We start from the raw sequence: 22,307 nt of genomic DNA, 5'->3' as shown, positions 1-22,307 counted from the left end.
TTACCTTATTTTTCTATCATCATTTTTTCTAACTGCTCTTTTATTGCTTCAAAAGTTGCTCCTGCTTCTAAGAGAGCACTCGCTGTGTAAGCTCCCTCAATGAGCGGGACATTAAAAATGGTTAATTCTTTGTCTGTCATTTCAGAAACCAAATCCAAATTCATTCGAGCACTTCCTAAATCAAAAAATGTTAAGAGATTGTCTGCCTCATTTTCTTCAATAGCATTCATAACTCGGTCAAATGAGGTGCCTATTTCGCCATTTTCTAAACCACCTATAGCGGTTAGCGAAATATTTTTAGCGACTTCACGAATTAATTTTTTTAGTCCTGAGGCAATCTCAGGGGAATGAGAAACGATTACAATTCCATAAGTCATGCTACTACCTCCAAAAGTGTTTCAAATAAATAAGCACTTGATTGTGTTCCAGGGTCAATGTGTCCAATTGAGCGTTCTCCAAGATAAGAAGCTCGTCCTTTTGTAGCTAAAAGTCCTGCACTTGCTTTAACAACTTTTTCTAAATTATCTTTGGAAGCTGAATCAGTTTGTAAGTCATTTAAAAATGCTGACCAGATATCAACCATCGTTTTTTCACCGACTTGAGCTTTTCCTCTTTTTTGAATAGCTTCTAGTCCAGCATAAATTAATTCACTTGTATCCAAAGTTTCTGTGGCAGTCTTACTCATGGCTAGAAAGCCTGAACCATACAAAGGACCAGAAGCTCCTCCTACTTTTGATATTAGGGTCATAGCCACTTTTTTAAAGATTTCTGAGACATTTCCAAAGTTTGAAACTTCCAATGCTTTCATTGTTTCAGACATCCCACGAGCCATATTTGCACCATGATCCCCGTCACCAATAGGTCCGTCTAGTTCGCTTAGATAAGCTTTATTTTCTTGTATTTTTTCGTTGAATTTTCCTAACCATTCAATGGTTGTATCTATTGTTAACATTCTCTCTCCTTATCCCCAAGAAATAGTTTTCACGTCTTCATTAAGATTTTTGAGCCATTGGTCATCTTCCAACTTAATCATTGTAAGTGACAAGCCTGCCATATCAATTGAAGTCATATAATTCCCAACTTTTTTAAAAAGAATTTCAATATTTTCTTCTGTCAGTAATTTTGCAACATCATTCATAAAAATGAATTGCTCCATTAATGGCGTCGCTCCCATACCATTTACAAGAATTCCATATTTTTGACCAGCTTCAAATTTGAATTCTTCTTTCAACTTTCCAACCAGTTCTGTTGCTAGCTCATAAGAAGTTCTCATTTTTTCCCGACGGTATCCGGGTTCACTATGAATTCCTACGCCATATTCAATTTCATTATCATCAAGAACAAAACCAGGTTTTCCAACTTCTGGAACTGTTGCGGCTGACAAAGCTAAGCCAATAGTCTTGATATTCTTGACGACCTTATCAGCCAAATCTTTGATTTCATCTAAAGAAGCCCCTTGATGGGCAGCTGCGCCTAATATTTTATGAACAAGGACTGTTCCAGCAACTCCTCGTCTTCCTTGAGTATAGAGCGAATTTTCAACGGCGATATCATCGTCAACAATAATTTGCTCAACCTTAATCTCTTCCATCTCAGCCATTTCTCGTGCCATTTCAAAATTCATCACATCGCCTGAATAATTTTTGATAATTAAGAGTACTCCAGCTCCTTCGTCAGCAGATTTGATTGCCTCATAAATTTGATCAGGCGTTGGTGATGTGAAAATAGCTCCACAAACAGCTGCTGATAGCATTCCTTCCCCGACAAAGCCAGCATGAGCCGGTTCGTGTCCAGAACCCCCGCCTGATACTAAGGCAACTTTTCCACTTTTAGGACTTTTACGTTGAATAATTTCAAAATCTGGAACTTTTTCAATCAAATCCCCGTAAGCATAGGTTAATCCGTCTAACATTTCTGAGACCACATCTTGTGGTTGATTAATAATTTTTTTCATCACTCATCCTCCTGAGTTTCTTATGTTATACTTAGTATAAAATATAAAGTCCATAAAAATAAGGGACAAATCGCAAAATGTGTCCGCTTTCTTTTTAAATATGAAAAAATCAATCATTACACAAAAAATTATTGCTAAAGCTTTTAAAGACCTGATGCAAAGTAATGCTTATCACCAGATCTCTGTCAGTGATATCATGCAAACTGCAAAAATTAGACGACAAACTTTTTATAATTATTTTCAGAACCAAGAAGAGCTTTTATCTTGGATTTTTGAGAATGATTTTGCCGAATTAATTAATGATAATTCGGATTATTATGGTTGGCAAAATGAACTCTTACTCTTATTACGCTACTTAGATGAAAATCAAATTTTTTATCAAAAAATATTTGTTATAGATAAAAATTTTGAACACTTTTTCCTTATTCAATGGGAAAACTTACTTGATAAGGTTATTTTTGACCAAGAAAAAAAGTCTGACTATCATTGGTCAGACTTAGAAAAATCTTTTATATGTCGTTATAATGCTGCAGCAATTTGTGCAATAACTAGAGAATCAATCATTAGAGGAAATTCTTTAGAAAAGCTTTATTCTCAGATTGTAAATCTTTTACTTGCTCAAATTAAAATTTTTGAAAGCTGATTACCATGCAAAAGCTCCCGTTGGAGCATTCAGATAGTCCAACCATTTAGGATCTTTAACAGAACAAAGTGTTAATGAAATTCCTGACATATCACAACTTGTCATTAGGTTTCCAACTTTGCAAAACTTAACAGATAAGCCTTCAAGTTCTAAAAGGCGCATCACATCATATTGAAAACTATAAAGTTCCATTAATGTTGTTGAACCCAAACCATTTACAAGCAAAATATAATTTTTATTTGCTTTTTTTTGCCAGTTAATTTCTGCTTTTAACTTATTTACTAACTCTACGGCAATACGCTCTGAGTCTTCAAATTTTTCAACACGATAACCGGGTTCTCCGTGTATTCCAATTCCAAAAGAAACTTCATCTTCAGCTAGAACAAATGAAGTCTTTTGATGAGGAAAATGAACAGGTGCTAAGGCAACACCCAAAGTATAAATTTCTGGGGAAAGTGACAGAGCTAATTGTTCAATTTCATCAATACTTCCGCCTTCTTTAGCAAAAGCACCAAGAATTTTATGAAGTAAAATTGTTCCAGCAACTCCTCGATGTCTTTTATGAAAATTATAAGCATTCACCGAAATATCATCATGGCTGACAATATATCTTACATCAATTCCTTCATTTCTCGCTTCTTTTATTGTCTCATTAAATTCCTTTAAGTCAGCTTCAAAATTTTTGATGATCACAAAAACTCCTTTGCCTGAGTTAACTTGGCGAATAGCTTTTAAAATATTTTTAGACTTTGGTGGTATAAATAGAGGACCAGTCACAGCTGCCGCAAGCATTCCAGACCCAACGTAACCTACATGGGCCGGTTCATGACCACTTCCTCCACCTGAAATAATTGGAACTGTTTTTTCATTATATGTATTATCATAGAGAATTCCAGTTTCTGGTAGATAAGTCAACTGAGGGTAAGTCAAATCAATCCCTTTTAACATCTCCTCTGGAATTTCATTTGTTGAAGTATAGAATTTCATATAACCAAATTATAGCACAGATACAAAAAGAGCTTGATTTAAAAAATCAAACTCTTTTTATTTATTAGCTTTTAGATTTATTTTTCAGTCAAAGCTGCAAGTCCTGGAAGTACTTTACCTTCGAGGAGTTCCATTGAAGCTCCACCACCAGTTGAAATCCATGAGAATTTATCTGCATAGCCAAGGTTGATTGCTGCTGCTGCTGAGTCACCACCACCGATGATTGATTTAACACCTGGTTGTTTAACGATAGCTTCCATCAATCCAACAGTACCTGCTTGGAAGTCTGGGTTTTCAAATACACCAACTGGACCATTCCAAACAACTGTTTTAGCACCTTCAAGTTGTGTGTTGTAGTCAGCAATTGTTTTGCTTGCTACGTCAAGTCCCATGAAGCCTGCAGGAATATTTTGGTCTGCAGTTTCTTTAACTTCTGTGTAACCAGCAAATGCGTTAGCAACTTTGTGGTCAAGTGGCAAAATCAATTTTCCAGCTGCTTTTTCAAGCAATTCTTTAGCAAGATCAAGTTTGTCATCTTCAACGAGTGAAGTTCCGATTTCGTAACCTTGAGCTTTCAAGAATGTGTAAGCCATCCCACCACCGATGATAACTTTATCAGCTTTTGAAAGAAGGTTTTCGATAACACCGATTTTATCTGAAACTTTTGAACCACCAAGGATTGCTACGAATGGACGTTCTGGAGCTTCAACTGCTTCTTGGATATAAGCAATTTCGTTTTCAAGAAGGAAACCAGCAACGGCTTTATCAACATTTGCTGAGATACCAACGTTTGATGCGTGAGCACGGTGAGCTGTACCAAATGCGTCATTAACGAAGATTCCGTCACCAAGTGAAGCCCAGTATTTACCAAGTTCTGGGTCATTTTTAGATTCTTTTTTACCGTCGATGTCTTCAAAACGAGTGTTTTCAACGAGAAGGATTTCTCCATCTTTAAGTTCGTTGATTGCTGCTTCAAGTTCTGCTCCACGAGTAGTTCCTGGGAAAACAACATCTTGACCAAGTTTTTCAGAAAGAGCTTTAGCTACTGGTGCAAGTGATTTACCAGCTTTGTCAGCTTCTTCTTTAACACGTCCCAAGTGAGAGAAGAGGACTGCACGTCCACCTTGTTCAAGGATGTATTTAATTGTTGGAAGCGCAGCAGTGATACGGTTATCATTTGTGATTACGCCATCTTTAATTGGAACATTAAAGTCAACACGTACGAGGACTTTTTTGCCTTTAAGTTCAACGTCTTTTACAGTCAATTTTGCCATTTGGAAAAATTCTCCTTATAAGATATTTTTGTTGAGATTGAAAAAGCACCATGCTGATTCAATTCAAATCGATAGGTTAATTATATCACAAATTCGAATAATTTGGCTTTGAGAATTTTACTTTTAGCTTGTAAAGGGTTACTTTTAAAAGATTTTTACTGACAGATTTTTTTATTTTTAAAAATGAATTTAAAAAGGGCTGTCAGTAATATATTTTTGAATTCCATAAGCGACACCATCTTCTGTATTGCTTTTCGTAATCACTTTTCCTATTTTTTTTAAGTCATCAGAAGCATTTGCCATGACAATTGGTAACCCAACAGCTTTTAACATACTTAAATCATTTTCATTATCGCCAAATGCTGCAAGTTCGCTTTGCTCTAACTGTTCTCTTTGAGCAATAAATTGGACTGCTTTAGCTTTTTGAGCTTCAAGATGTGTAATCTCAAGATACGTTTCCCAAGTTTTTTGAATGATTATATCAGGAAAATTTAGCTTTTCTAAATGTTTTTTAATTTCTTCTAACTTACTTTCATTTGGTGTAATCAAAAGAATTTTAAATATTTCTAGTCTTGGTCGCTCAGTTATCAATGTTTCCAAATCTACTAACTTAGGAACCTGTGGAGTAAATTGCATTTCTTGTTCGATGTCTTTATCAATCTTTTCAACATACCAATCGCTTAAACTGTACAGGGATAGATTTATTTCAGGATAATCTTTTTTGATTGTCTTAATTAATTCTTGAGTGCTAGCATGAACCAATGGATTTGCCTTAATAACTTTATTTTTAGCAAAAATAAGCCCGCCATTAAAAGCAACTTGTGAGCTTTTTAAATTCAATTGATTAATTAGACTCTCCATCGCTTGAGGTGCTCTTGCTGAAACCAAAGAAAACGGAAGATTAGAGTTTTCAATCACTTCTTGAGTCTTTTTGGAAATTTTACCTTGGTCATCAAGTAAAGTCCCGTCTAGGTCAGAAAAAATATGTTTAATCTTAGTCATCTTATCCCCCTCTATCCTCTATTTTAACAAAATTTACTGACAGCTTTGTTAGTAAAAGCTAATGAATAAAAAAATCACTGACAGAAGTCAGTGATTAAAAATTCTAATTAGTATTTTTTACGTTTACGTGCTGCTTCTGATTTACGTTTACGTTTTACAGAAGGTTTTTCGTAGTGTTCACGTTTGCGAAGCTCTTGAAGAGTTCCAGCTTTTGTTACTGAACGTTTGAAGCGACGGAGTGCGTCGTCAAGTGATTCATTTTTGCGTACAAGTGTTTTTGACATAGATTTTCACCCCATTTCCAGCTCGAGAGTTCGTGGTCTTTCACACGACTTTCCTATTATATCAAATGGAAAAGACCTTGTCAAACTAGACTAGCTTTGTTGCCTCCTCATTTAAGCGTTCTTGATGAATATTAATTTTTTTATCCAAATAAGCCATCGATTTTTCAAGTTCGGCTAATTCTTTTTCCATTTCCTTTTTACGAGCTTTTAAAACTCCAATTATCATTTCATGCTTATCTGTATTGGCAAAAACTTCTTTAATTTGTGCTAGGCTCAATCCGGCACAGCGATAATGGCGAATGGCATTAATTCTTGATTCTGTTGCCTCATCAAAATCACGAATTCCAGCTTTAGTGCGTGGAACTGAGATTAATCCTTCTTTTTCATAGAATCGTAGATTGTAGGCTGAAATTCCTGTTCTCCCTGCAACTGTCGCAATCGTGACCATTTTTTCTCCTTTGAACTTATAAAAATCACTTTTTTATGGCAATTTTACTTTTTTATTTTATTAATTAATAAAAAGTCAATTTTTTCTCTTGACTTAGAGTAACTCTAACTTGCTATAATATAGCATGTTGATTTCAAAGTGTCAACCACCGCATTTTGAATCTTATTTTAAAATAGAAAAGAGTAAAAATTGAATAAAATACAAGAAAAACGTTCCATAAGAGCCTTTATGCTCTCCAATGTGATGACAGGTTTAGAAGGGTCAATCGTAGCGACCGCTCTACCTGCAATGATGGCGGAATTACATGGAATTAAATTAATGAGTTGGGTTGTAACCATTTATATGCTTCTCATGGCGGTTTCTTCTCCCATTTGGACGAAATTAGCCGAACGCTTTGGATATAAACAAATGTTTGTGCTTGGCACACTCTTATTTACAATAGGTTCTCTCGGCGAAGGATTAGCCATTAATATGCTAATGGTTATTGTCGCACGCGCGCTCATGGGACTTGGTGCTGGTGTGATGATTCAACTTCCTTTTGTCATCTATGGAATGATGTATCAAGCCGATGAGCGAAGACGAGTGATTGGAAATACTGTCGCTGCTTATTCATTTTCAACTATTGCAGGACCAATTGTCGGGGGGCTGATTGTCACTTTACTTGACTGGCGTTGGGTCTTTTTCATCAATATTCCAATTGGGATTTATATGGCTTTTATTGTTTGGAAAAATTTCGACTTGAAAACAGACCATACTAAAAAATCAATTGATTTTGCTGGCTCTGCTTCTTTATCCATCGCTGTCATTGTAATAATGTTGCTTTTCCAAATGATGGGAAATGCAGTCATTAATCTTCCTCTCCTCCTTACTTTATTAGTTGTAAGTTTTCTCTTTTTCATCGGATTTTATTTTGCTGAAAAACGGGCAGTTGACCCAATTGTTCCACTTGAACTTTTCAAAAACCCTTCATTTATCGCTAAAAATATCATGTTTTTCATGCAATATGGCTTCTTTGGTTTTTACACAAATTATCTGCCTACTTGGGGACAAGGAGTCATGGGCGCAACGGCTTTAGTCGGCGGAATGGTTTTGATTCCATCAGCAATCATGCTGGTTATAGGCACTAGAAATGTCAATCATCTCATTCAAAAAGTGGGAGAAAAGAAAACAATCTATATTGGATTTTCCATTATGGTTTTAGGGGCAATTTTCTTATTTAGTTTGCCTGAACATGCCTCAATTATGATGCTCTTTGTGGCAACAGCAATTCTTGGAACTGCCTTTGGAATTGTCAATATCACCTTGCAAGTTGCGGTTCAAGAAAGTGTTGCTAAGCATTTGATTGGTGCAGCGACCGCGGTTAATGCACTACTAAGAACAATGGGAACAACGCTTGTTTTATCTGGGCTATCCATTGCCCTTAATCGTACATTTACTGAGGCAACAGCACATAATCCAAAACTTACAACAACACTTCTTAATCAAATTTCTGATGCAAAAGCTTTAAAAAATATTCCAGTAAATCTTATTGCCCCTTTGCGTCACACCTTATTTAACGGCATGCACTTGCTTGCTCTTATCTCAGGATTACTTCTTTTCATCGCTCTTTTTGTCAATTGGCTCGACCCTTGGAAAAAAGGATTAGAATAGGAAAAAAACTGCTGACAGGCTCGTCAGTAGTTTTTATTTTGCTGACAAAACTTCTGTCATAGGATAGCCGTTTGCGCTTTAGCGCATTTACGGATATGCTAGTATTTCCGTCAGTAATTTTTGAGTTCATTAAAGTCTGCAATTGCTTTTTCTAATAAATGATGTAAACTGTCAGCATCATTTTCTAACCATTCTTCCCAAGCCACACTATAAACTGCTCGAGCTAGGCGAACAGCTAATCTTGCACTTCTTTCACCATAAGCTGTCAGTAAATATTCAACTAATAGTTCTTCGATTTTACTTTGTTTTAAAAGTTCACGTTCTTCCAAATCTGGGTGACTGGCAATTATTTTTTGTCTTTTGACTGTTCTTTCTCGATGTTCATCAAAGAAGTCTGCAGCGTAAAAATAACTTTCAAGAACAATAGCCATAGGATTATTCGCTTCTGATTCTTTCATTTTCGTCAGTAACATTTGGCTGTATTGCTCACCGCCAGCAAAGAAAATATCTGCTTTATTTTTAAATTTACGAAAAAATGTTCGCTCTGTTAAACCAGCTTTGGTGGCAATTTGTAGAACAGTTGTATTCTCATAACCTTGCGCTGTAATCAATTCCAAGGCTGCTTCATATAATTTTTCTTGACTTGTTTTTTTCATCTCTTCCCCTAAATGTCAGTTTGTGACATTTCCCTTGACAAGACTCCTCTAAAGGATTATACTATTCTCAAATGTCAGTTACTGACATTATATAAAATGCCTTTAAAACTGTCAAGAAAAGTTGATAAAGCACATTAAGGAGAAAATAAATGGTTAAAGCACTACAATACAAAACATTTGGTAAACCCGATGTTCTTCAACTCGTGGACCTTCCTCTCGTCCATCCAAAAGCTGATGAAGTTTCTATCAAAGTCAGTCATGTTGGACTCAATCCAATGGATTGGGCTATTATGGGAAATCCTGAAGTGGCTCCAAATTTTGGTGTCAAACTTCCCCAAACTTTTGCCTATGATTTTGCTGGAATAATCGATGAAATTGGTCCAGAAGTGACCGACTTTAAAGTTGGCGACCATGTTTTTGGAACAACAATGAGAGGTGCAGCAACCGAACAACTCAATTTTTCAACGAAAGAACGTGGACTTTTTCATAGACCCAATTTTGTAGAAGATGACGTCGCCTCTACTCTTGCCGTTGCTGGCCATACTGCGGCAGTTGCTCTGCGAAAAGCTCACGTAACAGCAGGGGATACTCTTTTAGTTGGTGGTGCAGCCGGTGGCGTAGGAATTTTTACGGTTCAACTTGCTCAAATTTTAGGCGCTAAAGTAATCGGTACTGCTTCTGACTCTACCGCTGACTTCCTACAAGATTTAGGTGCCGAACAAATAAGTTATGGCCCGGGTCTGGCTGACCGTTTGAAAAATAAAGAAATCACGGCGGCTATCGATCTATTCAGCCATGAAACGCTTAAAGCTGCTCTCGAATTAGAAGTCAAAGCTGATAAGATGTCGACTGTCATCATGTATCCAGAGCCTCCAGCTGGGATTCCAACGGCTACAGGTGGCGAAGCTCTTCCTTCTGATATGGAAATGATTTTAAATGCCATCTCTAATCATCAACTGACGGTTCCAATTGCAGCAAAGTACTCTATCGATGACTATTTGGAAGCAATCAACTTACAGATGAATCGTCACGCACATGGAAAAATCGTTCTTTATTTTTAAATAAATAAAAAAGCAGTCAAATCAGACTGTTTTTATTTACTCCAATCAATCGGACTTTGACCAGATTCAACCAGAAATTCATTGGTTTTTGAGAAAGGATGCGAACCAAAAAAACCACGACTTGCTGACAAAGGTGACGGATGCGCCGCTTCTAGTATGAGATGCTTACTTCCATCAATTAGTTTGGCTTTCTTTCTAGCAAACCCCCCCCAAAGAATGAAAACTTTTGGTCGCTCATCATCTGAGGCAATCTTGATAATTTCGTCTGTCAACGGTTCCCAAATTTTACCAGCATGGGCATTTGAAGCAAACTCAGGTACGGTCAGAACTGCGTTTAGAAGTAAAACACCTTGTTCGGCCCAAGCCGTCAAATCACTGTCATCTTTAGAAAAACCTTCCTCACGCAATTCTTTTTGGATATTAACAATCGAGTCTGGACGATTCACTTTGAAAGTAGCAGGATAAGAAAAAGCCAAGCCTTGAGCTTTTCCAGGCTGAGGGTAAGGGTCTTGCCCAACAATGATAACCTTTGTTTGCGCCAAAGGAGTCAATTCAATCGCCCGAAAAATTTGATTTTCTGGTGGATATACTTTGCCCTCTTGATAAGTCTGATTGATAAATTCAATCATTTTAGGAAAATAATCTTCTGCTAATCGGTTGCGTAAGGGTTGTGACCAATCTGTTTTCTTCATTTTTCTTGTCCTCTCTCCACAAAAATTCGGAGGGTTGTTTTCAATTTTTCTGTTGCTGTCTTTCTGAAATCACTGGTATAAATTTCTCGATGATGAAATTCTTTGTGAACAGCTTTTAAATCATGTTCTTTAGCATACTCAAAGAGTTTCTCAAAGCTCTCCCCTTCGTCATCAAAAGAACCTAAATGAATGGTTTGCAGACATAATCCGTCTTGAATAGCTTCAAATTTAACTTTTGATAAATCAGATCCTTTTTTACTCTCAACTAACTTCTTAGCTTTTTCAACTATTTCAGAATCCACAAAATCGGGCATTCTAATCATCAATCGCCAAATAAAGTCATTTTTATCTAGTTTACCAGCTCTAGGTTCATTTTTACTGGTCCATAAACCTTCAAGAGGCGGAACCACAAAAGGTTGGAAATTTTCAATTATAAAGTCTGGGTTTCGATAAGACATTGAAATCATATAGGCTGTCGCATACAAATATTGAATGGCTTCTTGAAAAGCTGGACTTGTTGGTGCTCCTTTGCCATCTATCATTAGATAATTAAGGGCAGGCAGCTCAATTAAAGAAATTCCTTTTGGTAAATAATAATTTTTATCAGATTTTTTATAATCAATTTTCGGGCTAGACATGCTTTTATTATATCAAATTTATAAATAAAAAAACCTGCCTTAATGACAGATTTTGTATTTTCAAATTAGAGATTTGCAACGTTATGATAAACTTTTTGGACGTCATCGTCATCTTCAAGAGCATCAATGAGTCCTTCAAAGATTTCTAAATCTTCAGGTGAAAGTTCAACTTCTGATTGAGGAATCATTTCTAATTCTGTTGTTGAGAACTCAGTAATTCCAGCTTCTTTAAGTGCTGCAATTCCTTTATGAAGGTCTGTTGGTTCTGTATAAACAACAATATTTCCTTCTTCTTCGGTCACATCACGAACATCAACTTCAGCATCAAGCAAAATTTCAAAGATATGGTCAGGGTCAGTTCCTTCAAAAACAATCAACCCTGTATTGTCAAACATATAGCTGACAGCACCGGCTGCTCCGATATTCCCACCATTTTTGTGGAAAGTAGTACGGACATTAGCGATTGTACGGTTAACATTTGAAGTCAAAGTTTCGACGATAACCATTGAACCATTTGGTCCAAATCCTTCATAACGTCCTTGAACGAAAGTTTCATCACCACCACCTTTAGCTTTATCGATTGCTTTATCAATAACGTGTTTTGGAACTTGCGCTTGTTTGGCACGTTCAATAACGAATTTTAATGATGAATTTGATTCTGGATCTGGTTCACCTTGTTTAGCAGCGGCATAGATTTCAACACCGAATTTTGCATATACTTTAGAAGTTGCACCGTCTTTAGCGGTTTTTTTAGCAACAATATTGGCCCATTTACGTCCCATTGGAATAATCTCCTTGAAATTTTATTTAAATTATTGGCAGAGGATTAATCTGCATGATTTTTTCTATCATATTATATCACAATTTGTAAAGGCTCGTCTATGAGAAATCAAAAAAATCCCGATTTTACGGGATTTTACTTTAATTTCATCAGGGATTATTCTTGTGAGGAAATTTCATTAGAGTTTTCTTCACCTTCTTTTATTTTCATTCTTAATAAGAACACGGCAGCAATAATCCATAAAACAAGCGAAACAAATATAATAACCCAAGCAAAGATTCCTGCAATCAGTGTTAAAATTGCTGCTGCATTGCTCAAATTGAATCTTCTATTTTGGCGAAGTAAAATAATCGCAAGGACAAATGTTGCTATTCCCACAAACCCAATAATAATTTTGATAAACATAGCAGGGCCAGAATTTGCTGCATTAAATCCGGCTTCAAAGCTGTTTGAACCAGTTGAATTGAGTGCTTGCGATAGTGAAGCCATTGAAACGATGGTTGAAAGCACAACCAAGGCAGCACCAATGATGTTAAGAATCCCCGTCACTTTGACAAGATTCTTCATGCTTTTTTCAGTCATAATAAAAATTCCTTTTCTTTTTATCATAACATATTTTTTACGTTATTTACAAATATTTATCGTAAATGTCTATCTGATTGATGAACGAATTGGTTTTCGACCAAAATTTTGTTCTTCAAATTGAACATTTCCTAATTGATAAATTTCATCAGCTTTCTGTGTCAAGTTGTCCCATGGGTTTTGCCCAATTTTACTGATAATTTTTCCCCGATTTTGAGCTAAAATTTCTTGACCAGTTTTTGAAAAGCCTAGCACATGAATTTGTTCTGGTAAATCAAACTGCTTTGGAATATTTAACAAAATATAAGTTAAAAACCTACGAACACGCGCTTTCGTATAACGTTTGGTATAAACTTGTTCGACCAATTCATCAAGATTTTTAGCAGATTTGACCGCCTTTTTTAAGCGGACAGAAAGTTCTTGATTGACTTGAAAAATATTTTCCAAGTGCTCATCAACTCGAATTTTATATTGCAGAAGTGGAAAATAAGCTGCCCAATTAGTTTTTGGACTTGCATAAGTCGCTAAAATGGCTGACGGAACATGATTTTTTATTGCTGACAAGTCTGTCAGCACCGATTTATTACTGACAGATTGATTAGTTTGCTCTGTCAGTAAATTTTGCCTTTCTGTCAGTGAAAATAACTCCTGACGGAGTGCGGTTGCACTAGCAAATCCTTCTGTCAGCTCTAGTGAATGAAATTTTCCGACGCGTTTAATCGCTTGTAAATTAATTTGTTTACCTGCCGCTGCTTTAGCATAGGCAAGAGCTAAGACGTGATTTGGTGTGTTCCCGTCAAATTCAATTCCCGTAAAATGCTGCCACATTTTTTGAGTTTTTTCAGGGTAGGAAAACTGGTCAGCTAATGATTGAATGTAACTTTCCATTTCCTCCCCTCTTTTTTCATAAATATCAGCAATTTCATTATAATCAATTGCTGATTCTGAACCAAAAGCCAGGTCAGTAATTCCAAGATTTTTTAAAATAGCCACAGCACCACTTGCAAAAAAATCAGCTGCCTGTACCGAAACAGTGACAGGTAATTCAACCACTAAATCAGCACCACAAGCTAAAGCCATTTGTGCTCTCGTCCATTTATCAAAAATAGCAGGCTCACCTCGCTGCATCCAATTCCCTGACATGGCTACTATTTTTATGCCCTCAATCTGGTCCAAAAGATATTCATGTCCCTTATGAAATGGATTAAATTCGGCAATAATTCCTGTAATCTTATTCATTTTCTACCTCTAAAAAAATCTGTCAGTAACTGACAGAAATATTTTTTCGATTATTTTTTACAGACAAAGAACCAACGCGCACTTTCTTCGCTCGGCGCCTCGTCAGTAAAATCTGCACAGACCATCGCTTCTTTAAAGCCAGCAGTTGCCAAGCGTGCGAGATAATCGTCGATTGGATAAGTCCGTTCTTCATGAACTTCGTCTTTTCGTGTAAATTTCCCATCAGAACCCTGAATGAAAAAACTTAATTCATGGACAATAGAATGTGGAACTTCTCCTCCAAATGAGTCCCATAAAAAAGCAAAATCTTCCGCATTTTCATGGTAAGAGTAATTGGGGAAAACTTCATCTACTTGATAAGTTGAATGCACATCAAAAATAAAAGTTCCACCTTCATTTAGTATTTCAAAAACACCATCAAACGTAGCTTGTAATTCATCCAAATTTTCCAAATAGCAAAGTGAGTCAGAATAGCAAGTTACCGCATCAAATTTTCCAAGTCCAGAAAGTTCGCGCATATCCCCAGCAGTAAAATCAAGTTGATAACCAGCTTGTCGAGCTTTTTTACTGGCCAAAGTTAACATTTCTTCAGAAATATCAAGTCCAGTCACTTTGTAGCCTTCTTGGGCCAAACGAACTGATAAAGCACCAGAGCCACAAGCTAATTCAAAAACTGATTTTGTTTCTTTTGGTAAATGTCTTTTTGTAAAATCAAGCCATTGCTCATAAAGTTCTTGGTCCATGACCTGATCATAGACTCTCGAAAAATCTTCGTAAAATGCCATTTCAGACCTTTCTAGAATTACTGACAGCTCTTTTAATAGGGCTGTCAGTAAATTTTAAAATAAATAAGAGCTCTGTCAGTAAGACCGACAAAGCTATTAATTATTCAGCCATAAATCCAGAAATATCTACCATTGGTGCATCAGACCAAAGTTTTTCTAAATTAAAGTGTCCACGTTCATCATGGCCAAAGACACTGACTACGATATCACCAAGGTCAATCAAAACCCAACCTGTTTTTGCATCGCCTTCAATATGACCTGCTGCTTTTGCTCCAGCAAGTTCAGCCGCTTCAGCAATATTATCAGCAATTGCATCTAACTGACGGCTATTCATTGCTTCCATGATCACAAAATAATCTGCAACAAATGTCACTTCAGACATATCTAAGGCCACAATATCAAGTGCTTTTTTATCATCGGCTGCTTTTACAACCACTTCAAGTAATTTTTTTGAATCCAATTCTTTCCTCCGAGACTTTTTGCCTCTTTTTATTCATTAAAAATCTTTTTAAGATTTATTATTCATTTTCTCTAGATCCTTTACAATCAAATGTAAAAACTAGACCCACTTATTTTAACATAAAAAGTTACAGCAACCAAAAGTTGCCTGTTATATTCATTATTTTTAGAGAAATTTTAAAAAACGCTTCTGTGAATGATTACTGGTATAACCTTGATGTTCATAAAATTGATGCGCCTCATGCCTTTGCACTCCGGAGTTCAGTCTAATAACTTTAATCTCTCTCGCTTTAGCCTTTTCTTCTAAGGCATTAAGTAATTGAGCACCAATTCCCTGTCCTTGATTTTTTTCATCCACAACTAAACCTAAGACATTTAGCATCACTTGTTCAGCATAAACCGGAGCATAAATTTCTGCTTCGATGAAAGCTGTCACTCTTTCTCCCAATTCAAAAACAAGAAATTCATGGTCAGCATCTTTTAAAATACGTGCAAGATTTTTCTTGACAGCCGCTTCAGAAATTGGATAACCAAGTACTCCAGAAAGGCGAGCAATGTCAAGATAATCTTTCATTTCAGCTTTTCTAATCATTCATTTTCCTCTGTTCATAATAAGCAGTTTATCTCTAACGATATTTCAAGACAAATAACCAATAAAAGCATTATAGGCTTCAAAAGTTTGAGGATAAATGGTCAAACGACGTTCTGCCAAATACTCAACCAAACGCATGGTTTCAAAAGCAACTGCTTGATTTAAATCTTGATTAGCAACGGCACGGGCTTCAATGACCCCAGGAAATGTTCGACCTTCCTCAATGTAATCTGCTACATACAACACCTTAGCCAAACCAGACATTTCTTTATCTCCGACCGTATGAATCTCAATCGCCCTTAAAATTTCTTCATCTTCAAGTCCGAAATCTTCACGCATTTTATAAATTCCGACTTTTCCATGCCAAATATTATTATCCCAATTTTTCAAATCAGCATCTAAGCCATATTTATCAATCAAGGCTAGAAAAGTTTCATCATCCACTTCTTTACAATAGTCATGTAAAAGTCCAGCTAAACTTGCTTTATGCGGGTCAACTTCATATTTTTGCGCTAACGCAATTGCTGCTTTTTCCACACCGAGCATATGTTCAAAACGTGATTTTTTGACCATGCTAGCAATTTTCGCTAACAAATCCTCTCTTGATAAATTCACTTCTGGATAAAAGTCAAACATATAAGCCTTCTTTCAAAATGTAATCTAAAACCTTCGGTGCCAAAAGAAAATGTGGTTTAATTCCACGGTGCAATTGTTCCCGAATCAAATTTCCAGAAATATCCATCATTGGAACATCCACCCACATAATCGGATAAGAAGTTCCTGCCCGATAACGAGGCCTACGAATCCCAACGAATTGAACTAATTCTAATAACTCATCAATATGTGCCCAATGAGCTAAACCAGAAATCATGTCACCACCGATAATAAAATAAAAATCACAATCTGGATTTTCTTCATGAAGCTCAAGTACCGTTTGATAAATATCAGCGCCATCTTTAGCTTTCAGGCGACAAGCGTCTACTTCTAAACCAGGACAATCTTCAATAGCTGCGGTCAGCATAGCTGCAACATGCCCGTCAGTATTATGTTCTGGTAAAAAGACAACTTTTTCCAAATTAAGTTCTTGGCGCACTTGGTCAGCAATTGTCAAATGGCCAACATGAACAGGATTAAAATTACCCCAAAAAAGTCCGATTGCCCGTCGTTTCTCGTCTTCTTTAGCTTTTAATTCTACCTTTGTAAAAGGAGTCAATAAATCTATTGCCATTTGTTCACCCATTATATCTTAGTCTTTGATTATTTTTTAGAACACTTTATTTCACAATATTTTTAACTTCAACCGAAATTTTGCGATTTTCTTTGCGGTCAGAAACTTTAAACACAATGAGATTTCGACCGATGATTTGAACAACATCAAGTCCCATTTCTTCAATTGCTTCTGCCACATCTGTTGCCACTTCATCTGAGTTTTGTAAAATATTAACTTTGATTAGTTCACGTGCATCAGCAGCATTACGAATGCTTGTCAAAATTTCATTAGACAAACCACTTTTGCCAATTTGAACAATTGGTTTAATGTTAACTGCCAAGCTACGCAAGTAGCGTTTTTGTTTCCCGTTCATTTCCATGATTTAATTTTTCCTATTTCTATTTTTAAAATTTCCGGCAACCTTTAGTTATTGGGTAATTTCCAACTCAATTCAGGCGCAATCAATCCTTTAATCTGATACCCTTCTTCACCCTCAATCACTGATTGCACCAAGGCACTTTTTCGTAATTCAGGTAACTGATAGGCTTTTTCGTAAGGTAACTCTAACTCAAAAGCATCAAAAAGTTCATGTAATTTTTCCAAAATTGCTGTTTTCAGCCATTGCACGCCACTTTCAGATTTAATTGAGAGTTGTAAACTTGGCGATAAAGTTGGCAAGAAATCACTTGGTGCTATATCCATTTTATTATAAACATTCAGCACAGGAATATTGGTAAGCTTCAAATCTTCCATGATTTTCAAAACTGTTTGTTCATGAATTTCGTGATGAGGGTTGCTGGCATCCACAACATGAATCAGTAAATCAACATTAGCTGATTCTTCTAGTGTTGATTTGAATGCTTTAATCAGCTCTGTTGGCAGGTTTTGGATAAAACCGACAGTATCGGTCAGTGACACCGTAAAATCTTCAACCAGTTTAACTGCTTTTGTTGTGGCATCCAAAGTCGCAAAAAGTTCATTTTGCTCATATTGTTCTTTATCAAGCCCAACTAAAGCATTCATAATGCTGGATTTTCCGGCATTGGTGTAACCAATTAAACCAATCCGAAAAATTCCTGATTTCGAGCGATTTTGACGAATATTTTCCCTTGTTTTTTCAACTTTTTTGAGGGCTTTATCAATGTTTTCAATTCGAGTGCGAATATAACGTCGATCTGTTTCAAGCTTGGTTTCACCCGGCCCTTTAGAACCAATTCCCCCACCTTGACGGCTGAGCATAATCCCTTGTCCCACCAAACGAGGCAAAAGATAATTGAGCTGGGCTTCTTCAACTTGAAGCATTCCTTCATGCGAGCGCGCACGCATAGCAAAAATATCCAAAATCAATTGCATTCTATCGATGACTTTGACACCCAAAGCTTCTTCTAAATTGACATTTTGCCTTGGTGATAAGCGATCATTGAAAATAACCGTATCAATTTCACCCACTTCAATCGCCCAACGCATTTGTTCTAATTTTCCAGAACCAATCATTGTCCGACTATCTGGACGTTCTCTTTTTTGAGTGAATTGGTCAATAACCAAGCCGCCAGCTGTTTTTGTCAGTTCAGCAAGTTCAATCATTGATGACTCAAAAGCCTGAAAATTTTCAGCTGTTTCCACTCCTGCAAGGAGAACTCTTTCTTGTTTTTCTTCTAAATCTATCAAATTTTTAGTAAAATTTTCCTTTTTTATTTTTGTCAGCTGAGTTTAGACTAAAATTGTTATGGAGTCAAACTCTGCTCATTTATTTATTCAGCTGTCACAATTCTTTTGATTTGAGAATTTACTGACAGATTTTTCAGCTCGTCAGCAAAGAATGTCGGGAAAGCTTTGTAATTTTTATACTCAGCAATTGGAATCCATTTCAAAAATTCTTTGCTACCATCAGTCCCAAAACTCTCCGATTTTACTGACAGATTTTCTGTCAGTGGTTTCATCAGAAAATAAAAACTCAATTCATGACAATTGACCTTATTTAAAAAATCACTTTCCTGACCTGTAAAAAAATTTTCATGGATAAAAGCTAATCTTTCGATTTCAAGTTGTAAACCAGTTTCCTCATAAATCTCACGCAGACAAGCCTTCTCGGCCGTTTCACCCAGTTGCACGGCACCACCAACCGAATAATAATAATCATTGTGGTCATTGCCAACCATCAAAACAGCATCATCTTTAATAATAATTCCAGCTGCCCGATATCGAAACCACTGATTATTACGCGTAAAACCAATATCCTGACTAGTCTCTTCCATTTTAATTCTCCAAGATTTTACTGACAGAAATTCTGTCAGTAATTTTACAAGACAAACTGTGAATATTTTTTACCCAATCAAAGCCTTACGAACAACTACATCCACACCTTCTGGCACCCAAGCTGCCACAACTGCTTTTTGTGGCACACGAACCCAGCCGAGACCAGAAAAGACAATATCCGATTTGTCAGTAATTTTAAACTCACTACGAACCAATTTGGCACCAACTAAAGCAGGGGCCAAGAGTTCTCCTTTATGCTTTTCATAAAATTCAGTCGCACCTTCAAGTTTCGTCCGATGAACATTGATTTCATTGTCAAAATAAGCCGTCATTCCTTGACGTTCGCCACTTATAAAATCAAAACGTGCCAAACCACCAAAGAATAATGTTTGTTCAGGATTGAGCTGATAAGTTTTCGGCTTAATTTCTTTACGCGGTGACACGTATTTCAAATCTTCTGGTTCCAAATAATGAGCCATTTGCCCACGGTGAATAATCCCCGGTGTGTCAATCAATGCCGAATCTTCATCAAGCGGAATTTCAATCTTATCAAGGGTTGTCCCAGGGAAACGTGAAGTTGTAATCACATCCTCAGAACCTGAAGCTGATTTAATAATTGCATTAATCAAAGTTGATTTACCAACATTCGTTACCCCAACCACATAGACATCACGCCCACGGCGGTAGTATTCAATAGCTTCCATCAATTCAGCCACATCATCTTTATTTTGAGCTGAAGTCACTAAGATATCTTTAGGTTTAAGCGAACGTGAAGCCGCTTGTTCTCTTAACCAAGCAGTTAATTTTCCAACTTTTAGTGATTTTGGTAAAACATCACGTTTATTGGCAACCATGAGTAAATCATTTCCACCAGTCAATTTATGAAGGTTAGGAATCAAAGAGCCGTTAAAGTCAAAAATATCAACCACATTGACAATCAAAGCGTCATGTTGACCAATTTCTTTAAGTAAACGCAAAAAATCTGCATCCGTCAAACTTGTCGGTGCAATCTCATTATAATGGCGCAAACGGAAACAACGCTGACAGTATAAATCCTCAGTTTTGATAGAAGCTTCGCTTCCCTCATCTCCAGCCTGAACAGCTTCCATTTGGTCGCGTTCAGCTATTTTTTTCTTCAAAGCACCCGCAGGCAAAAAGCCAAGTGCATTTTTATCCTCAGTTTGAATTTTTGCACCACAACCAATACAGTACAAATCTTCCATTGTATTTTCATTTTCAATCATATTGCTTATTATACCACATTTCAACAGCATTTTTAGCCTTTTTTCCTATAATAAAAGACCTATTTTTATCATCTTTTTACTGACAAATTTTTCTGTCAGTAAATTTCAAAATAAAAAAGAGAACGACAACTTGTCAATTCCCTTTTTTTACTGACAGAATTCTTGTCAGTAATTTTTATTGTACAGAATAGTTAGGTGCTTCTTTAGTAATTTGTACATCATGCGGATGTGATTCTTTCAAACCAGCACCAGACATTTCGATAAATTGTGCTGAATCATGCAAAGCAGTAATATCAGCCGCACCAGTATATCCCATTCCTGCTTTCAATCCGCCAAGCATTTGGAAAACGATATCTGTCGCTGTTCCTTTATAAGCCACACGTCCTTCAATTCCCTCTGGAACAAGTTTGTTAGCTTCATTAACAGCCCCTTGGAAATAACGGTCTTTAGAACCTTTTTTCATTGCTGCCAAGCTACCCATTCCACGGTAGGTTTTAAACTTACGACCTTGGAAGATTTCAAATTCCCCAGGAGATTCGTCAGTACCTGCAAGCATTGAACCAAGCATAACAGCGTCTCCACCAGCAGCAAGCGCCTTAACAATATCACCAGAATATTTAATCCCACCATCAGCGATGATTGTTTTACCAAATTCACGCGCCACATTTGCCGCATCATAAATGGCTGTAATTTGCGGAACGCCTACACCAGCAACAACACGAGTCGTACAGATAGAACCAGGACCAATCCCAACTTTAACCACATCAACACCAGCTTCAAACAAAGCACGAGCACCCTCACCAGTAGCAATATTACCAGCAATCAAAGTACGGTCTGGGAAATGATTACGGATTTCACGGATTTTACGTAAAACACCAGCTGAATGTCCATGAGCCGTATCAATAACAATCGCATCAGCCCCTGCAGCGAACAAAGCTTCCGCACGCTCAAAAGTATCAGAAGATACACCAACTGCTCCAGCAACAAGCAAACGACCTTGCTCATCTTTAGCAGCATTTGGGAATTCAATCACACGTTCAATATCTTTAATTGTAATCAAACCAGCCAATTTACCAGCTTCATCAACCAAAGGTAATTTTTCAATTTTATGCTCTTGCAAAATACGAGCAGCTGTATCTAAAGTTGTTCCAACCGGAGCAGTAATCAGATTTTCAGAAGTCATCATATTTTTGATTTGTTGATTATAATCCGTAATAAAACGCAAATCACGGTTAGTAATAATCCCTACCAATTTACGATTTTCAAGCGTATCAACGATTGGTACGCCAGAAATTCGGTAAGTTGCCATCAAGTTTTCAGCTTCTTCAATTTTATGATTTGGAGTCAAGAAAAACGGATCTGTAATAACACCAGATTCTGAACGTTTCACTTTATGAATTTCTTCAGCTTGTTCCTCAACAGACATATTTTTATGAACTACACCAAGTCCACCTTGACGCGCCATTGAAATAGCCATTTTTGAGTCAGTTACAGTATCCATGGCAGCAGAGATAATTGGAATATTCAAAGTCAAATTTTTAGCCAACTTTGTCTTCATACTCACCTCATTTGGTAAAACATGAGACTCTGCTGGAATCAGCAATACATCATCAAAAGTAAATCCCTTTTTCAAAAACTTAGTTTCCCAGTTTGACATCGAAAATATTCCTCCATTATCGTGCTATATATAAGCAATATAGCTATATTTCTATGGCATTCGCCAATTTTTTATTTTTACTATTCTACCACTATTCCCAAAGCATTTCAACAGTAGAAAACAGATTAAATAAAAAATATGCAAAATTTAAACTCATAATTACCTTATTATTTCATAAACTCGCCTTAAATATGGTAACATATATTATACAGG

27 protein-coding genes are annotated in these 22,307 nt (G+C 36.5%); 3 read left to right on the top strand and 24 right to left on the bottom strand.

Annotated features, from left to right (window positions below; translation table 11 throughout):
* Positions 1 to 5 precede the first annotated feature (5 nt).
* Genes dhaM through dhaK form a run of 3 tightly spaced genes read right to left on the bottom strand, consistent with a single transcriptional unit; the run spans position 6 to position 1,954 of the window.
* Positions 6 to 377: a dihydroxyacetone kinase phosphoryl donor subunit DhaM gene (gene dhaM, locus PYW37_RS01325; RefSeq protein WP_003131161.1), complete on the bottom strand. Its 372-nt coding sequence runs from the start codon at positions 375 to 377 to the stop codon at positions 6 to 8.
* Positions 374 to 952, bottom strand: a complete 579-nt coding sequence (gene dhaL, locus PYW37_RS01320) for a dihydroxyacetone kinase subunit DhaL (protein WP_023190005.1) — start codon at positions 950 to 952, stop codon at positions 374 to 376. The genes dhaM and dhaL overlap by 4 nt, the downstream gene beginning before the upstream one ends.
* A 9-nt stretch (positions 953 to 961) precedes the next feature.
* Positions 962 to 1,954 (bottom strand): dihydroxyacetone kinase subunit DhaK, encoded by a 993-nt coding sequence (gene dhaK, locus PYW37_RS01315; RefSeq protein WP_023190006.1) that lies wholly within the window; start codon positions 1,952 to 1,954, stop codon positions 962 to 964.
* A gap of 100 nt (positions 1,955 to 2,054) precedes the next feature.
* Here dhaK and dhaS point away from each other — a divergent pair, with 100 nt between their 5' ends.
* Positions 2,055 to 2,597: a dihydroxyacetone kinase transcriptional activator DhaS gene (gene dhaS / locus PYW37_RS01310; protein ID WP_003131158.1), complete on the top strand. Its 543-nt coding sequence runs from the start codon at positions 2,055 to 2,057 to the stop codon at positions 2,595 to 2,597.
* Here dhaS and dhaQ read toward each other — a convergent pair whose 3' ends face one another.
* The 5 genes from dhaQ to PYW37_RS01285 form a co-directional block, all read right to left on the bottom strand.
* On the bottom strand, positions 2,598 to 3,584 hold the full coding sequence (gene dhaQ, locus PYW37_RS01305) for a DhaKLM operon coactivator DhaQ (RefSeq protein ID WP_021723339.1): 987 nt from the start codon (positions 3,582 to 3,584) through the stop codon (positions 2,598 to 2,600).
* A 77-nt stretch (positions 3,585 to 3,661) separates the two neighbouring features.
* Positions 3,662 to 4,858 carry a phosphoglycerate kinase gene (locus tag PYW37_RS01300; RefSeq protein ID WP_012897069.1) on the bottom strand — a complete coding sequence of 399 codons (1,197 nt, stop codon included), beginning with the start codon at positions 4,856 to 4,858 and terminating at the stop codon, positions 3,662 to 3,664.
* Between the two features lie 189 nt (positions 4,859 to 5,047).
* Positions 5,048 to 5,860: a Cof-type HAD-IIB family hydrolase gene (locus PYW37_RS01295; RefSeq protein WP_021723338.1), complete on the bottom strand. Its 813-nt coding sequence runs from the start codon at positions 5,858 to 5,860 to the stop codon at positions 5,048 to 5,050.
* A 107-nt stretch (positions 5,861 to 5,967) separates the two neighbouring features.
* A complete protein-coding gene (gene rpsU, locus PYW37_RS01290) occupies positions 5,968 to 6,144 on the bottom strand; it encodes a 30S ribosomal protein S21 (RefSeq protein WP_003129844.1) in 177 nt (58 codons plus the stop codon).
* Between the two features lie 85 nt (positions 6,145 to 6,229).
* On the bottom strand, positions 6,230 to 6,592 hold the full coding sequence (locus tag PYW37_RS01285; RefSeq protein ID WP_010905229.1) for a MerR family transcriptional regulator: 363 nt from the start codon (positions 6,590 to 6,592) through the stop codon (positions 6,230 to 6,232).
* Between the two features lie 228 nt (positions 6,593 to 6,820).
* On the opposite strand from PYW37_RS01285, the gene PYW37_RS01280 reads away from it, so the two are divergent.
* Entirely contained in the window at positions 6,821 to 8,242 is a 1,422-nt protein-coding gene (locus PYW37_RS01280; protein WP_023190007.1) for an MDR family MFS transporter, read from the top strand.
* 110 nt (positions 8,243 to 8,352) lie between these two features.
* Here the strand turns inward: PYW37_RS01280 and PYW37_RS01275 are convergent, their stop codons facing one another.
* Positions 8,353 to 8,898 carry a TetR/AcrR family transcriptional regulator gene (locus tag PYW37_RS01275; RefSeq protein ID WP_021723336.1) on the bottom strand — a complete coding sequence of 182 codons (546 nt, stop codon included), beginning with the start codon at positions 8,896 to 8,898 and terminating at the stop codon, positions 8,353 to 8,355.
* A gap of 149 nt (positions 8,899 to 9,047) precedes the next feature.
* On the opposite strand from PYW37_RS01275, the gene PYW37_RS01270 reads away from it, so the two are divergent.
* Positions 9,048 to 9,959 (top strand): NADP-dependent oxidoreductase, encoded by a 912-nt coding sequence (locus tag PYW37_RS01270; protein ID WP_023190008.1) that lies wholly within the window; start codon positions 9,048 to 9,050, stop codon positions 9,957 to 9,959.
* A gap of 32 nt (positions 9,960 to 9,991) precedes the next feature.
* Here PYW37_RS01270 and PYW37_RS01265 read toward each other — a convergent pair whose 3' ends face one another.
* The 15 genes from PYW37_RS01265 to guaB form a co-directional block, all read right to left on the bottom strand.
* Positions 9,992 to 10,651, bottom strand: coding sequence for a uracil-DNA glycosylase (locus PYW37_RS01265; RefSeq protein ID WP_003129839.1), 660 nt, complete (start codon positions 10,649 to 10,651; stop codon positions 9,992 to 9,994).
* Positions 10,648 to 11,289, bottom strand: coding sequence for a GyrI-like domain-containing protein (locus PYW37_RS01260; protein ID WP_023190009.1), 642 nt, complete (start codon positions 11,287 to 11,289; stop codon positions 10,648 to 10,650). The genes PYW37_RS01265 and PYW37_RS01260 overlap by 4 nt, the downstream gene beginning before the upstream one ends.
* A 65-nt stretch (positions 11,290 to 11,354) precedes the next feature.
* Positions 11,355 to 12,071, bottom strand: coding sequence for a YebC/PmpR family DNA-binding transcriptional regulator (locus PYW37_RS01255; RefSeq protein WP_025016584.1), 717 nt, complete (start codon positions 12,069 to 12,071; stop codon positions 11,355 to 11,357).
* Positions 12,072 to 12,226: 155 nt separating this feature from the next.
* Positions 12,227 to 12,652: a hypothetical protein gene (locus PYW37_RS01250; RefSeq protein ID WP_012897058.1), complete on the bottom strand. Its 426-nt coding sequence runs from the start codon at positions 12,650 to 12,652 to the stop codon at positions 12,227 to 12,229.
* Positions 12,653 to 12,721: 69 nt separating this feature from the next.
* Positions 12,722 to 13,891: a nucleotidyltransferase gene (locus PYW37_RS01245; RefSeq protein WP_023190010.1), complete on the bottom strand. Its 1,170-nt coding sequence runs from the start codon at positions 13,889 to 13,891 to the stop codon at positions 12,722 to 12,724.
* A 50-nt stretch (positions 13,892 to 13,941) separates the two neighbouring features.
* Positions 13,942 to 14,676, bottom strand: coding sequence for a class I SAM-dependent DNA methyltransferase (locus PYW37_RS01240; protein ID WP_012897056.1), 735 nt, complete (start codon positions 14,674 to 14,676; stop codon positions 13,942 to 13,944).
* A 100-nt stretch (positions 14,677 to 14,776) separates the two neighbouring features.
* Complete coding sequence (gene rsfS, locus PYW37_RS01235) at positions 14,777 to 15,136, bottom strand: ribosome silencing factor (RefSeq protein WP_003129832.1); 360 nt, start codon at positions 15,134 to 15,136, stop codon at positions 14,777 to 14,779.
* Positions 15,137 to 15,301: 165 nt separating this feature from the next.
* Entirely contained in the window at positions 15,302 to 15,727 is a 426-nt protein-coding gene (locus tag PYW37_RS01230; protein ID WP_021469173.1) for a GNAT family N-acetyltransferase, read from the bottom strand.
* Positions 15,728 to 15,772: 45 nt separating this feature from the next.
* Positions 15,773 to 16,363: a bis(5'-nucleosyl)-tetraphosphatase (symmetrical) YqeK gene (gene yqeK / locus PYW37_RS01225; RefSeq protein WP_017864046.1), complete on the bottom strand. Its 591-nt coding sequence runs from the start codon at positions 16,361 to 16,363 to the stop codon at positions 15,773 to 15,775.
* Positions 16,356 to 16,955 (bottom strand): nicotinate-nucleotide adenylyltransferase, encoded by a 600-nt coding sequence (locus tag PYW37_RS01220; RefSeq protein WP_012897052.1) that lies wholly within the window; start codon positions 16,953 to 16,955, stop codon positions 16,356 to 16,358. Before PYW37_RS01220 ends, yqeK begins: the two co-directional genes overlap by 8 nt.
* 46 nt (positions 16,956 to 17,001) lie before the next feature.
* Positions 17,002 to 17,316, bottom strand: a complete 315-nt coding sequence (yhbY, locus tag PYW37_RS01215; protein WP_003129828.1) for a ribosome assembly RNA-binding protein YhbY — start codon at positions 17,314 to 17,316, stop codon at positions 17,002 to 17,004.
* Positions 17,317 to 17,360: 44 nt separating this feature from the next.
* Complete coding sequence (gene hflX / locus PYW37_RS01210) at positions 17,361 to 18,605, bottom strand: GTPase HflX (protein ID WP_023190011.1); 1,245 nt, start codon at positions 18,603 to 18,605, stop codon at positions 17,361 to 17,363.
* 83 nt (positions 18,606 to 18,688) lie between these two features.
* Positions 18,689 to 19,192, bottom strand: coding sequence for an NUDIX hydrolase (locus PYW37_RS01205; protein WP_023190012.1), 504 nt, complete (start codon positions 19,190 to 19,192; stop codon positions 18,689 to 18,691).
* A gap of 69 nt (positions 19,193 to 19,261) precedes the next feature.
* Positions 19,262 to 20,416, bottom strand: coding sequence for a ribosome biogenesis GTPase YqeH (yqeH, locus tag PYW37_RS01200; RefSeq protein ID WP_025016585.1), 1,155 nt, complete (start codon positions 20,414 to 20,416; stop codon positions 19,262 to 19,264).
* Between the two features lie 196 nt (positions 20,417 to 20,612).
* Entirely contained in the window at positions 20,613 to 22,094 is a 1,482-nt protein-coding gene (guaB, locus tag PYW37_RS01195; protein ID WP_003129822.1) for an IMP dehydrogenase, read from the bottom strand.
* Positions 22,095 to 22,307 lie beyond the last annotated feature (213 nt).

Source organism: Lactococcus lactis, assembly GCF_029023865.1.
Taxonomy (GTDB): Bacteria; Bacillota; Bacilli; order Lactobacillales; family Streptococcaceae; genus Lactococcus; species Lactococcus lactis.
Note: the sequence above shows the minus strand (reverse complement) of the source record. Positions and strands in the feature narration are given on the sequence as shown.

Bases quoted from the DNA above. Each gene is read 5' to 3' on its own strand.
- PYW37_RS01240 (WP_012897056.1), bottom strand. From the start codon at position 14,676: ATGGCATTTTACGAAGATTTTTCGAGAGTCTATGATCAGGTCATGGAC.
- dhaQ (WP_021723339.1), bottom strand. From the start codon at position 3,584: ATGAAATTCTATACTTCAACAAATGAAATTCCAGAGGAGATGTTAAAA.
- yqeK (WP_017864046.1), bottom strand. From the start codon at position 16,363: ATGTTTGACTTTTATCCAGAAGTGAATTTATCAAGAGAGGATTTGTTA.
- PYW37_RS01285 (WP_010905229.1), bottom strand. From the start codon at position 6,592: ATGGTCACGATTGCGACAGTTGCAGGGAGAACAGGAATTTCAGCCTAC.
- PYW37_RS01205 (WP_023190012.1), bottom strand. From the start codon at position 19,192: ATGGAAGAGACTAGTCAGGATATTGGTTTTACGCGTAATAATCAGTGG.
- guaB (WP_003129822.1), bottom strand. From the start codon at position 22,094: ATGTCAAACTGGGAAACTAAGTTTTTGAAAAAGGGATTTACTTTTGAT.
- PYW37_RS01250 (WP_012897058.1), bottom strand. From the start codon at position 12,652: ATGACTGAAAAAAGCATGAAGAATCTTGTCAAAGTGACGGGGATTCTT.
- PYW37_RS01300 (WP_012897069.1), bottom strand. From the start codon at position 4,858: ATGGCAAAATTGACTGTAAAAGACGTTGAACTTAAAGGCAAAAAAGTC.
- PYW37_RS01295 (WP_021723338.1), bottom strand. From the start codon at position 5,860: ATGACTAAGATTAAACATATTTTTTCTGACCTAGACGGGACTTTACTT.
- rpsU (WP_003129844.1), bottom strand. From the start codon at position 6,144: ATGTCAAAAACACTTGTACGCAAAAATGAATCACTTGACGACGCACTC.
- PYW37_RS01265 (WP_003129839.1), bottom strand. From the start codon at position 10,651: ATGAAGAAAACAGATTGGTCACAACCCTTACGCAACCGATTAGCAGAA.
- PYW37_RS01280 (WP_023190007.1), top strand. From the start codon at position 6,821: ATGCTCTCCAATGTGATGACAGGTTTAGAAGGGTCAATCGTAGCGACC.
- dhaS (WP_003131158.1), top strand. From the start codon at position 2,055: ATGAAAAAATCAATCATTACACAAAAAATTATTGCTAAAGCTTTTAAA.
- PYW37_RS01220 (WP_012897052.1), bottom strand. From the start codon at position 16,955: ATGGCAATAGATTTATTGACTCCTTTTACAAAGGTAGAATTAAAAGCT.
- PYW37_RS01245 (WP_023190010.1), bottom strand. From the start codon at position 13,891: ATGAATAAGATTACAGGAATTATTGCCGAATTTAATCCATTTCATAAG.
- dhaL (WP_023190005.1), bottom strand. From the start codon at position 952: ATGTTAACAATAGATACAACCATTGAATGGTTAGGAAAATTCAACGAA.
- dhaM (WP_003131161.1), bottom strand. From the start codon at position 377: ATGACTTATGGAATTGTAATCGTTTCTCATTCCCCTGAGATTGCCTCA.
- PYW37_RS01255 (WP_025016584.1), bottom strand. From the start codon at position 12,071: ATGGGACGTAAATGGGCCAATATTGTTGCTAAAAAAACCGCTAAAGAC.
- PYW37_RS01230 (WP_021469173.1), bottom strand. From the start codon at position 15,727: ATGATTAGAAAAGCTGAAATGAAAGATTATCTTGACATTGCTCGCCTT.
- PYW37_RS01260 (WP_023190009.1), bottom strand. From the start codon at position 11,289: ATGTCTAGCCCGAAAATTGATTATAAAAAATCTGATAAAAATTATTAT.
- yhbY (WP_003129828.1), bottom strand. From the start codon at position 17,316: ATGGAAATGAACGGGAAACAAAAACGCTACTTGCGTAGCTTGGCAGTT.
- yqeH (WP_025016585.1), bottom strand. From the start codon at position 20,416: ATGGAAGATTTGTACTGTATTGGTTGTGGTGCAAAAATTCAAACTGAG.
- dhaK (WP_023190006.1), bottom strand. From the start codon at position 1,954: ATGAAAAAAATTATTAATCAACCACAAGATGTGGTCTCAGAAATGTTA.
- PYW37_RS01275 (WP_021723336.1), bottom strand. From the start codon at position 8,898: ATGAAAAAAACAAGTCAAGAAAAATTATATGAAGCAGCCTTGGAATTG.
- PYW37_RS01270 (WP_023190008.1), top strand. From the start codon at position 9,048: ATGGTTAAAGCACTACAATACAAAACATTTGGTAAACCCGATGTTCTT.